Annotated in this window: 11 protein-coding genes and 1 tRNA gene; 7 read left to right on the top strand and 5 right to left on the bottom strand. The window is 46.3% G+C overall.

What is annotated here, in order from left to right:
- Nucleotides 1-234: 234 nt before the first annotated feature.
- From PN462_RS20215 to PN462_RS20205, 3 genes are all read right to left on the bottom strand, one after another.
- Nucleotides 235-2,307: a hypothetical protein gene (locus PN462_RS20215; protein ID WP_272130643.1), complete on the bottom strand. Its 2,073-nt coding sequence runs from the start codon at nt 2,305-2,307 to the stop codon at nt 235-237.
- 131 nt (nt 2,308-2,438) lie between these two features.
- Nucleotides 2,439-2,879 carry a hypothetical protein gene (locus PN462_RS20210; RefSeq protein ID WP_272130642.1) on the bottom strand — a complete coding sequence of 147 codons (441 nt, stop codon included), beginning with the start codon at nt 2,877-2,879 and terminating at the stop codon, nt 2,439-2,441.
- A gap of 297 nt (nt 2,880-3,176) precedes the next feature.
- Nucleotides 3,177-3,512 carry a hypothetical protein gene (locus PN462_RS20205; protein ID WP_272130641.1) on the bottom strand — a complete coding sequence of 112 codons (336 nt, stop codon included), beginning with the start codon at nt 3,510-3,512 and terminating at the stop codon, nt 3,177-3,179.
- A gap of 191 nt (nt 3,513-3,703) precedes the next feature.
- Here PN462_RS20205 and PN462_RS20200 point away from each other — a divergent pair, with 191 nt between their 5' ends.
- Genes PN462_RS20200 through PN462_RS20185 form a run of 4 tightly spaced genes read left to right on the top strand, consistent with a single transcriptional unit; the run spans nt 3,704 to nt 7,038 of the window.
- Entirely contained in the window at nt 3,704-4,453 is a 750-nt protein-coding gene (locus tag PN462_RS20200) for a Uma2 family endonuclease (protein WP_272130640.1), read from the top strand.
- Nucleotides 4,454-4,502: 49 nt separating this feature from the next.
- A complete protein-coding gene (locus PN462_RS20195) occupies nt 4,503-5,546 on the top strand; it encodes a dipeptide epimerase (RefSeq protein WP_272130639.1) in 1,044 nt (347 codons plus the stop codon).
- Complete coding sequence (locus PN462_RS20190; RefSeq protein WP_272130638.1) at nt 5,543-6,601, top strand: DUF1611 domain-containing protein; 1,059 nt, start codon at nt 5,543-5,545, stop codon at nt 6,599-6,601. Before PN462_RS20195 ends, PN462_RS20190 begins: the two co-directional genes overlap by 4 nt.
- A gap of 14 nt (nt 6,602-6,615) precedes the next feature.
- Nucleotides 6,616-7,038, top strand: coding sequence for a hypothetical protein (locus PN462_RS20185; protein WP_272130637.1), 423 nt, complete (start codon nt 6,616-6,618; stop codon nt 7,036-7,038).
- A gap of 44 nt (nt 7,039-7,082) precedes the next feature.
- Here PN462_RS20185 and PN462_RS20180 read toward each other — a convergent pair.
- Nucleotides 7,083-7,155, bottom strand: a tRNA-Ile gene (locus PN462_RS20180).
- A 256-nt stretch (nt 7,156-7,411) separates the two neighbouring features.
- Here PN462_RS20180 and PN462_RS20175 point away from each other — a divergent pair.
- Nucleotides 7,412-8,113, top strand: a complete 702-nt coding sequence (locus PN462_RS20175) for a hypothetical protein (protein WP_272130636.1) — start codon at nt 7,412-7,414, stop codon at nt 8,111-8,113.
- Between the two features lie 124 nt (nt 8,114-8,237).
- A complete protein-coding gene (locus tag PN462_RS20170; protein WP_443029241.1) occupies nt 8,238-9,542 on the top strand; it encodes a hemolysin family protein in 1,305 nt (434 codons plus the stop codon).
- A gap of 107 nt (nt 9,543-9,649) precedes the next feature.
- On the opposite strand, the gene PN462_RS20165 is transcribed toward PN462_RS20170, so the two are convergent.
- A complete protein-coding gene (locus PN462_RS20165) occupies nt 9,650-10,108 on the bottom strand; it encodes an RNA recognition motif domain-containing protein (protein WP_272130634.1) in 459 nt (152 codons plus the stop codon).
- 980 nt (nt 10,109-11,088) lie between these two features.
- Between PN462_RS20165 and PN462_RS20160 the strand changes: the two genes are divergently transcribed.
- A complete protein-coding gene (locus PN462_RS20160; RefSeq protein ID WP_272130633.1) occupies nt 11,089-11,298 on the top strand; it encodes an NblA/ycf18 family protein in 210 nt (69 codons plus the stop codon).
- Nucleotides 11,299-11,829: the final 531 nt, after the last annotated feature.

Below are 11,829 nucleotides of genomic sequence, written 5' to 3'. Positions count from 1 at the left end.
GGGTGGGCATTGCCCACCCAGCCCTGTCAAGGTGAGAAATTGTAGAACGAGACACCGTTGTTTCAGACACTTGTGAGAGACATTTTCTCCCCCTCTCCCAAGGTTGGGAGAGGGGGTTGGGGGGTGAGGGCGACTCCAAACCGCTATATCTCATTACCCACCTTGACAGGGCTGGCATTGCCCACCCTACTATTGCACCAAATTAGCTGTGTCAAAGCAGTATTGCAGATCAGGCTAGACTGAAACCCCTCCCTTGAAGTCACTAACGTCTTTGAGCAATTGCACCCAAGCATCTTGATCTTGAGCTTCGGGGAGGATTTCCGATAATTCTAGTAAATTGGCTACTTTTTCACGATCGCGGGACTCATTGAACATTTCTACAACGGGACTATGGAAAAAATCATTTAATTCGGTGTACGTGATATCTAAGGTATCAGAACCCGTATTTTTCCAGATCACTCGTTCTTCTGTAAACGCAATCCCCTCTTTCGCATCATCCCACCAACTGGTATCAATCAACGCAATAATATTTTCATTGGCTTGCAGGGAAGTCCAGTTTTTGAGCGCGTTCGCTAATTTATCCAGTGGGATATTCGGCGCAATAAAACTTTCATTGGTGTGATAAGTCTGAGGAACACGATCTTTAAAAAATTGCTGCAATGGATGGGAGGTATCTTCGACAAAGGTATATAAACGGGTTTCTAGTTGATTTAAAACCGACTGCTCCCGTCGTTTTTGTCCCTTCAACACCGACCAAATCACAAAAGCAGTCCCGGATGCCACTAAAGCTGCGCCCCCAGTAATCACGCTTATTCCGCCTAAAGCGGCCATCGTCGTGGTGATAGCGGCACTCCCGGTTAGTCCTCCGGCAACCCCTAACGCACTGGCCGCTGTCCAAGCGGCTAAAACGGTTGTTGCCCCTGCAACTGTCCCTGTTCCAACGGCAACACCCAGGTTTTTAAAGTCTTCTCCGTCCATTTCGGAGACTAGCGCGACGGATAATAACCCGGCTGCTCCGATCAGGGCTGCTCCTCCGGTGGCGACGGTTAATCCGCCTAACATTCCTAATCCCCCAGCGGCCACTGAACCTCCTCCTAACCAAGCTAAGGTGGCGTTAGTGGCGGCTGCCCCCGATAAACTGCCAATTCCTACTCCTGTTCCTGCTTCTGCTCCCAAGGTAGAAAGCGCTCGTGTGGAGAGGGGAACAAGTTTAGCACCGTTATACTTAGCGTCTTCCATTTGATCGTTTAAAGTGCCAATATAATTCGTTACTTTCTCCAGTTTTTTATCAGTATCTTCCGATGACTCTTCTGGATTAACCGATGTACGCTTCCGAGTTACGGTATAGACAGCTTTGGCGTTTTCAGGTAGATCAGAACGATTAATGAAAGAATCGAGATCGTCCAGTTTAAAGGACTCTGGAGCAGGTTTACCATCCCGAATCGCTTGATAGGCGGCTAAATATTGTTCTTGTTGCTCGGAATTGAGGCGATCGCTACAAATTAATTGCACAATTAGAAAGTCTGCGGTAAATGCTCTCGACTTCGCACTGGCTAAGGAGTACGTTTGTTTAATCGTTAGCGGTAATTCAGAATTGGCAATAATAACATCGAGTTGCTGGAGTGCTTGGAAATCCGGAACGGGTTCACTCGCTCGGACATATTCATAAGTTCCACGCACCAATTTTTTCTGAGATTCCCTTAATTTAGATTGCTCTAACGCTTTTTCTAGAGCTTGTTTCACTCCCACTAAACGGGAGTTGGTGCTGGCAATGTCGTAGCGTGCTTTAATGTTGTCGTCTAACCGAGATGACTGAATTAAATAGTCTAAGAGTTCTAAGGATTCAATATCGCTTACATATTGACCATTTTCTAGTTTCTCATAAAATAATTTACATTTTTCTTTGCTGACTTCTTCAATAAAGTTCGTTCGATCAATTTCTTGATAAACTTGATCCCCCAGCCGGGTTGTCAAATCATAAAGAGTATGGTAAACAATTAAAATGTCATTGCCATTTTGTCCTACTCCTTCAATAATTTTTTGGTCATTTTCTTGGGTTCTTCGCCCCACTTTAACTTTTAATTGTTCTCCGGAACGCAGCGTAATAAATTGATTACCTCCCACTCTGGCGATTACATAAGGTAAAAAAACATGATAAATTTCTTGAATTCCTTGAGGAATGGTAATTGTTGATTGTTCTTCGCCATCTGAGTCTTCTTTATTTGAAAAAACACTCGCTAACAGTTGAGGATTAGTTAGCCCAAAATACGTCCATAGACTACTCGCTAAAAATTGACGACGGTTCATATTTAACAGGCTATAGGGTTTCTTGGAATGAGAAAAAAACATCATGATCGGGATATTTTAGATGAAACGACAAAACTTAGATCAATAAAGGGATTGAGGAATCTTATTGGACAGTGAATAGAGGAATTCGATTAAATATCAGCCCCTTGTGCTAGTCCCTCTGCTTCAGCACGAGGTACACCAAAATCCATTAAGAGGTTGACATCTTGAATATAGTTACCTCCTCCTTTATAAACCCACTGATCTCCTTGTTTTTGAAAGAGTAATTGTCCTGCCCATCCATTGGGATTTACAGAACTGACAATATACCAAGTGGCTAAAAGCCAATCTCCACTGGTTACTAGAGGGGAGACTTCAATATCGGCATCGTTGCCCATCTCAATACCTGAATTTCGGAAATCTTGTACCAAATATTCCGCGACCATCATTTGTAGCGATCGCCATTCTTCACTTTCGTTTGGATTGACTAAAGTTTGAGCTTGAATAGGAAAGGAAATACTGTCTAAAATTGTAGGGAATAAAGACAATACACAGGCCAAAGGTAATGAAATGAATGCTTGCTTGATGTTCATAATTTTACAAGATCATTATTTACAAGATCATTAACTTTCATTCATAAACTTTCATTCATAGTAAAATATGCGCTTTGACATACATATTACCACAAAGGGCGATTTCCAAAACATTGAGAATTATTAAGTTTTATATGTAATTATGATTTATGGATTAAGGAAAATTAACAGAATCAACAACAGCAACACAAAATAAATTGACTTTGAGCTCAAAACGGATACAACAGTGCTATCTCGTAACCATCGCGTAACCCTCTCGTAGGATGCGTTAACGAAGTGTAACGCATCGTATTAGCATTAACGTCGAACTAATTTCATTAAGGCTTCTGTTCGTTCTACAGTCTGAGCTTCTATGGTTTCAATATATTCAATTAATTCTTGATGTTCGGCGGCAGTTAATTCCCCCCATTCATTTTGTTCGCGCAACTCCTCGAAGCGTTGTTGTTGTTGGGGAGGAAGACGTTGTTCGATCTTATTGATTAAGTTGATTTCTTCAGTCGTTGTTTCTGAGTTGCTGGAGGTGGGATTGGCTGACAGGGAGAGAGATTCTAGGAGGGCGATCGCTGCGGGTAAACTCGCTTCAGGTAAGCGATCCAGCAAGTCTAAGGCTTTTTGGCGCATGGTTTCGGTCATTTTTTTAAGGAGTGTTCTGTTCGCCTACACCCCCCTATTTTACTCAGTGTGAGGAACTCCGCGATCGCGTTGAGAAGCTCCCCTTTTTTCCCAATCAACCCTCTCCGGTACAATTGTTTTAGTCGTCTTGTCTCTATTTTCTCATGGTTCGAGTTCCTCAAAACCATCCCCAGCAGTCCTCACTGCCAACAATGTACGATCTGCCCAGTGAAAATCCGGAGGACCCCGGTTTGCCTGACGAATTCCACGACTTGCAACCTGATTTATTAACTCAAACTTGCCAAACCCCTCGCTACTCTCCACAAGATTATTTTGTCGCTAGCGATTTAAACCTCTATTACAACAGCGAACATCCTCTCTGGTATAAGCGGCCAGACTGGTTTGTGGTGTTAGGAGTCAGACGCAGCAACCGTCAGCAAGATTTACGCTTGAGTTATGTCATTTGGCAAGAATTAGTCAGTCCGTTTCTGGTGGTGGAATTAGCCTCCCCAGGAACAGAAAATGAAGATTTGGGACGTAAGGCACGCAGAGCAGACGGAACACCGACGAAATGGGAGGTCTATGAACAAATCCTACAAGTCCCCTATTATATAATTTATGACCGCTACGAGAATCAATTACGCGCCTTTAGACTACAATCGGGGCAATATGAAGCGTTAGAGGTGTCCCAAGGGGTGTGGTTTGAGGAATTAGAGTTAGGTTTGGGATTGTGGCAGGGAAGTTATGAGGGAGTGGAAGGATTGTGGTTGCGGTTTTATAATCGCCTCAGAAATTGGATTCCCACTCCCAGCGAACGAGCGACTCTGGCTGAATCAGAACGCGATCGCGAACGACAAGAAAAAGAACAAACCCAAACAGCGTTAGAGGAAGAACGCCGGAAAAATCAGCAACTTCGAGAGCGTCTTGCACAATTAGGGATTGATTCCGATTCTCTCTCTTAATCTAACACTCCCCGCAGCCTTTCACTGCCAACAACCCTGATCACTCATCATGGAAATTATTGTTCAATCATTTACAGTCCGCAAACGGTTTCCCCTTACCATTAGTCGGGGGACCGCTACGGGGAATACCAATCTTTGGGTGAAAGTCCAAGCAGAGGAGGTGGAGGGATGGGGGGAAGCCACGCCTTTTTCCATTGGCCAAGCCCATTCTCTCACAACAGACCAGTTACACGCGGAACTTCAGGCCATTGTTCCTCAGTTAACGCCATTACATCCCCTCGAACGACAGAAAATTAACCGGATTTTAGAACAAATCTCGGTATCTTCAGCGACGCGGGCGGCTCTGGATATGGCGTTGTATGATTGGTTGGGGAAACGGACACAACTCCCGTTATGGCAACTGTGGGGGCTGAATTTAGAAACCATTGTGCCCACCTCGGTCACAATTGGGATTAGTTCCCCAGAAAAGGCGCGAAACCGGGTGAAGCAATGGCAAAATTTTCTGGAGGCTCGTCATTTTAAGGTTAAGTTGGGGAGTCCAGAGGGGATAGAGGCAGATCAGGCGATGTTTTTGGCGGTTCAAGAGATGGCCCCAGAGGCGGAATTAACGGTGGATGCCAATGGGGGGTGGTCGTTTCCCGATGGGTTACTGATGGCGGAATGGCTGGCCGAACGGGGGGTGCGCCATTTAGAGCAACCGTTACCTGTGGGGGAGGAAGCCCAGTTTCCGGTGTTGTATGAACGCTCTCCTTTGCCGATTTTTGCCGATGAAAGTTGTTGGACCAGTCAGGATATTCCGCGCTTGGCTTCCTGTGTTCATGGCATTAATATCAAGATTATGAAGTCCGGGGGCTTGACGGAGGCGAGACGGATGATTGCTGTGGCTCAGGCGTTGGGTTTACAAGTGATGTTTGGTTGTTATTCTGATAGTGGGTTGGCGAATAGCGCGATCGCGCAATTAACCCCCTTCGCCCACTATATTGATCTAGACAGTCATCTCAATTTACTGGATGACCCCTTCCAAGGTGCCACTTTACAGCAAGGACGACTTATTCCCAATCAGTTGCCAGGTTTAGGAGTACAATTGGCGTGAAATTAACCCCAGAACACCGAGTCGCAATCCTGTTACACGATGGCCTACAAGATGTCAGTGGGAAAACAGGCTTGGCTTTTTTGCGTTACGGAGAAGCCTCTGTGGTGGCGATTATCGACCGCAATGCCGTGGGCGGGTCTTTGGTCGATTTAACGGGAATTGACCGGGATATCCCCATTGTCGCTACCCTAGAGGACGCTTTAACTTACCATCCCGATGTGTTATTAATTGGCATCGCCCCTTCTGGGGGGGCATTACCTGATCCCTGGCAACAGGAGGTCAAACAAGGGGTAAAAGCGGGATTATCGGTGGTGAATGGGTTACATACTCCTATGCGGGGGATGGTGGGGGAATTGCGCGATCATCAATGGATTTGGGATATTCGCAAAGAACCGTCCGGGTTGAGTATTGGACAAGGAAAAGCGCGATCGCTGCCTTGTCATAGAATTCTCACCGTTGGCACAGACATGGCCATCGGCAAAATGTCCACCAGTCTGGAATTACGCAATTTTGCCCGACAACAAGGAATTAACACCAAAATGGTGGCCACCGGCCAAGGGGGATTAATGATCGTTGGGGAAGGACTTCCCCTCGATGCGGTGCGCGTGGACTTTGCCGCCGGAGCAGTGGAACAGGCCGTCTTAAATATTGGCCAAGACTGCGACTTGTTACTCATTGAAGGCCAAGGATCACTGCTGCATCCCGGTTCAACGGCCACCTTACCCCTCCTGCGCGGTTCACAACCCACAGGTTTAATTTTAGCCCACCGAGCCAAGCAAACCCACATCCGCAACTGTCCTGATATTCCTATTCCTCCCCTTCCCGATGTCATTCAACTTTACGAACAGGTGGCCAGGGGAGTGGGAGCATTTCAACCCGCCAAAGTCCAAGGAATTGCCCTCAATACCGCCCATTTAGGTGAAAATGAAGCTAGAACCGCCATTGAGCAAGTCCGACGAGACACCGGACTTCCCTGTGGGGATGTGGTGCGTTTTGGGGCAATCTCGTTATTTCAGGACATCCTCAGTACGATAAGATTAGAGCGAGACATTTAGGAGAGGTACAGTTTATGCGTTGGAATCTTGCGATCGCAACCACCCTTGGGGCTATCTTAACCCCCCTCACCGGAGTACAAGCACAGTCCGTAGGGACCAACCCCGTAGAAATTCAAACCATTCCCGAAACCTTCCAAGATAAATTTACCCACGCAAGTCAAGACGCTTTCACCACAGTCTTTACCATTGGCCGCCAATTTGATTTACTGACAGGAATTGGGGGATTCCCTGAAGGGGAAATCACCAGTGATGCCCAAGAACTGCACAACTTTTATACACTGGTCATGGAACGACAAAAAGACACTGGCCCCATCATCCGCACCCCAGACTTAGCCAACCCGTACAACTCCTCCATCCGCTCTAACCCAGTTTATCTCAATCCCACCCAACCCGTCCCCGGTGGAGAATTCGGCGATCTTGGCTTTCCGTTTGAATAAGGGGTTATTGTTAATTGTTAATTGTTAATTGTTAATTGTAAAAATCCAGGGTGCAGGAGTCGAACCTGCCTAGGGCGAATTATGAGTTCGCTGCCTAAACCGCTCGGCCAACCCTGGTCACATCTCCCCATTATAACAGACAAAAAGCCGAGAAACTAGCCTACAGTAGAGAAAAAGCCCCTTATGCTCACAGGGAATTGCTCACCCCCACGCCTTGGTTGCAACTCCCCGAAACTGTACTATCTCTGCTGTTGACGACAGTGCATTTGAGGCATAATATAACTTAACCACGTTTCTCCAAGAATCTCCTCTTGATTGCAGAACATAATAGTAAACAGTTAGTAAACAGTGCTATTCAACAGCTTGAGCAACAATGAAATTTAACTCAACTATCGCCCTGACGGTGGGTTTGCTGGTAATGATGTCTGGTGCAGGAGTCGCCACGGGATTTTGGGGATATAGCCTTGGCCATGAAGCCTTAAAGGGTGTCACCCAACCAGATGTCAGTCCCTCAAAAAAACTCACCCAAAATAATGCTGGAGAGGATGGACAAGAGGAGGAGTTACAAATTCTCCTGAGTGAGGAAGAACTTATCGAGCAAGCAACCGCCATTATGAATGGGGAAGTTGATCCCCCTACTGTTGAGGCGGACGGGGAAAAAGGAGAAAATGGCAAAGAGACTGGGACGAACCAAAACCAGGGGACTCAGTTAGTCAGTGTGAACAAAGAAGCATTACCCGTAAAGGGAGAAGATGCAGGGGTGATGATGGAGGTGGTGGACTCTGCTCAAGAGGATGGTTCACTGTTGCTGAAGGTGAATTTAAAAAATGAAGGGTCTGAACAAGTCCGCTTTTTGTATAGTTTCTTGGAAGTGCGCGATGATCAAGGCCGAGCATTAAGTGCCATTACCGATGGTTTACCAGGGGAATTACCTGCCAATGGGAAGGCATTTTCGGGGACGGTGAAGATTCCCACTGCGCTGCTGAGTGATTCTGAGGAGTTATCCATTACTTTGACAGATTATCCCGATCGCCAGTTAGAATTGCGTTTGTCAGAAATTCCCATTGTACGTTAGCAGTGCGTCGGGAGTATTTGTGGGAGAGGCCGTTCAACTGACCAGTCAGGATGTAATTGTGCGTTTGTTATCCGTATTGTTGTTGATTGCGATCAACGCTTTTTTTGTGACGGCTGAATTTTCGATGGTGTCGGTGCGACGCTCTCGGATTAATCAGTTAGTGGAAGCGGGAGATGTGCCAGCGCAAACGGTGCAGTCGTTGCAAAGGAGCATTGAGCGGTTATTATCCACGACCCAGATCGGGATTACGTTATCGAGTTTAGCTCTGGGTTGGATTGGGGAACGGACGGTGGCAGTGATGTTTCGCCAAGTTTTGTTTCAGTTACCCTTTCCCCAGTGGATGAATGAGGGGATCACCCATGTGGTGGCGGCCCCGTTGGCGTTTTTTGCCATTGCCTATCTACAAATTATTCTAGGGGAATTATGCCCTAAGTCGGTGGCGTTGCTCTATTCGGAACAGTTGGCCCGGATTTTGGGGCCGCCGAGTCTGGCGATCGCCCGCTTTTTTAATCCGTTTATCTGGATTCTCAACCAATCCACCCGCTTTCTCTTGCGCTTAGTGGGGGTACAGTACGCCGGACAGGGGTGGTATAATCGCGTCACTCCTGAAGAACTGCAACTGATTATCACTACAGAACGGGAATCTACAGGACTGGAGGCCGAAGAACGGGAATTACTCAAAAATGTTTTTGAATTTGGGGAAGTTTTGGCCGAGGAAGTGATGGTCCCCCGCACCAGTGTGACGGCCATTGAACGGGAGGCCAGTTTTTCGGCCTTACTCAATTCAGTGGTGGAGACTGGCCACACTCGTTATCCGGTGATTGGGGAATCCCTCGATGATATTTTAGGGGTGATTGATTTTAAAGATTTATCCCTGCCCTTGGCTCAAAATCGCCTTCATCCGGACACTCCTATTCAACCTTGGGTGAAACCGGCCCGGTTTATTTCGGAAGTGACTCCCCTCAATGAACTTTTGCCGCTTATGCAGCGATCGCAGCTAGAAATGGTCATGGTGGTGGACGAATTTGGGGGGACGGCTGGATTAGTCACCCTGAAAGATTTAATTGCCGAAATTATCGGCGATCATCCTGAACTGGAAAATCCCGAAGAAGTGTCCATTCAGATGCTCGACGACCAAACCTTCTTAGTTCAAGCCCAAGCCAACTTAGAAGAAGTCAACGAAATGTTAGGGTTAGATTTTCCCCTCACTGACGAATATCAAACCCTCAGTGGCTTTTTACTCTACCACTTTCAAAAAATCCCAGAACAAGGAGAAACCCTCCATTATCAAAACTTGGATTTAACCGTGGTGTCTGCCCAAGGACCCCGTTTGCACCAAATTCGCATTTACCGTCATGATCGCCAAGAGGAGGAGGACTCAGACCCCTCTACCCCTTCGACTGAATCTGACCATGAACTCCCTGAATAGGGGGATTCTCCCTAGTATTTCCCTCGACTGGGGGAACAGTTAAGCGGGGAGGTGCGAACGCAGGAGGAGGGAAACTGACAACCTGCGCTCACCTAATCACGCTTAACTTAGGAATTGGAGGTTTGCGCGGTTAGCATTTCCTTGAGTTTCGATAATTCATCGGCCCAACGGGGATCGGGTTGAACTGAACCGCTATCGGAGGAACTTCCCCCGCGATCGCGCTTCTTACCACCCCGCTTACTCGATCCAGAATTACTGTTACTCGGAGTCTCACGAGTCTCTTTTTCCTTCTCCTTATTCCCATTAGACTTATTTTTCGACCGAGGTAGAGCTTTCTCGATCTTCAAGGGATTATCCATAAAGGACTCCCCATTATGCTTCTCGATCAACTCATTAGCCACATCATCATTGGCCACCGTCACAAAAGCAAAACCACGGCATTTGCCAGTTTTGCGGTCTTTAATCACCTTCGTGGACACGGTTTCCACGTCCGCAAAGACCTCCTGTAACGCTTGCCGTTCGATGGGTTCTTTGGGCAGATTACCAACATACAAACGAATAGCCATAATAATTTTTCTCCAAAGCTCAGTTTTTATGAAAATAGAAACGGGTGGGGCAGCTTTAATAATCAGTCTTTCAGCGTTTTTTGCATCTAGCCCCAACTCGGTTGAGTGGGAGGCACAAAAGGCCAATCAGACAAAACTAAGGGCGATCAGCAAACTTCATTCTCAAAAATTCCTCTGAAATGTTTGCTAATCTCCCGATTTAAGTCTTTTTCTCTATTGTTGCACTGCTTGTGAGTGTCATCAAGACACTGAACCTTTCTCAACTGAACGTCTCTCCACTGAACTCCTCTCAACTTGACCCTTCTCAAGGTGTTTCTTGAGACTGTGTTGCTTGAGACTGCGTTCTTTGAGACTGTGTTCTTTGAGAATGTGTTCTTTGAGACTGTGTTCCTTGAGACTGATAGAACTAGGGTGCTTACACTTGATTCTGTCAATTTAACTAACTTAAATCTTACCCCAACCTTAATTATTACAGAATGTTTACACAATTAGTCAAATCTTTTATTTCTTCCTGCATTTTTTTGAGAGACCTCCTCTCTGTAGGGGGAATGGGTAATCGGTAATCGGTAATCGGTTGTTTGTGAACAAGGGAACTCCGGAACAGGGAATCGGGAATCGGGAATAACATATATTTTTTTGTTTTCCCTATCTCCCCCATCTCCCCCCATCCTCCCCATCTCCCCCATCTCCCCCATCCTCCCCATCTCCCGACTCCCAATTTGTTCACTTTGAGCTTTTTCTCTAAAGCATACTTGGTAAAACTAGGGAACTGAGATCACACAAAACTTAATATTTGCTTTGGGATTTCAGGAACTTTTTGCCAAAAATCAGCCTCAAGGAGGATAGAGACCAAATTTTTAACTTTGTCAATTTTTTGTTATATTTTGTAACATATAGACAAAGCTCAAAAATTTGTACCCGTCCCAGTCAGTGCGGGCAGTCTCTCGTTATAGTCTCTCGTTCGTAGTTTGGAGGAAATTATGTCTCAACCCATGGAATTGACCTTAGAGCAGAAATTTAACATTCGCTCCTTTGAAACTCAGGTCAAACAGATGAGTCGAGAGCAAGCTCAAGACTTCTTAGTGAAGCTCTATGAGCAGATGTTGACTCGTGAAAATATGTACAAAGAGTTCATCAAGCATGAGTGGGGAATTGGGCCGAGTCCTTGGACCCCCAAGACACAGGAATAAAAACGCACGGTTGTGAACGTTTTTCATCCCTGGTCTCACTTCCTAAGAGAAGCACCTCCCTCTCTAGCTCTGTTCCCACGGGAAAAAGCTGGGGATTGCGGGTTAGCATTCTCACCTCACCCTCACAGAATTCCCTACTGTGGATGTTGTCAGATGTCACGATCGCAGGAAAACGGAGTGCCACCGCAATATAAGGCATTGTTAGAAACCATAGTCAGCATTAACGAAACCCTTTCAAAGATTTAACCCAAATCAAATACAGATCAAGATCAGACCCTAACGCACCGGAAGTCCTCTGCACCTCACGTTTTAGGGGGAAGTTACGCTCGGTTCGCTTCTCTCTCCTCGTTACTTGTTCGGAGATTGGATGGGACTGAGGACTTTGCGACAGCTGACTTCAAAGATAGAATTGAAGATATACTCCATCCTGTCTTCTGCTACTAGAGGAACAGTACCCGTTGAGTCTTTGCCGTTGAGTCTTTGCCGTTGAGTCTTTGCCGTTGAGTCTTTGCCGTTGAGTCTTTGCCGTTG

Source organism: Spirulina sp. CS-785/01 (genome assembly GCF_028330525.1).
Taxonomy (GTDB): domain Bacteria; phylum Cyanobacteriota; class Cyanobacteriia; order Cyanobacteriales; family Spirulinaceae; genus JAQMSD01.
The sequence above is the reverse complement of the archived record's forward strand: the minus strand, read 5'-3'. Positions and strand labels throughout refer to the sequence as shown.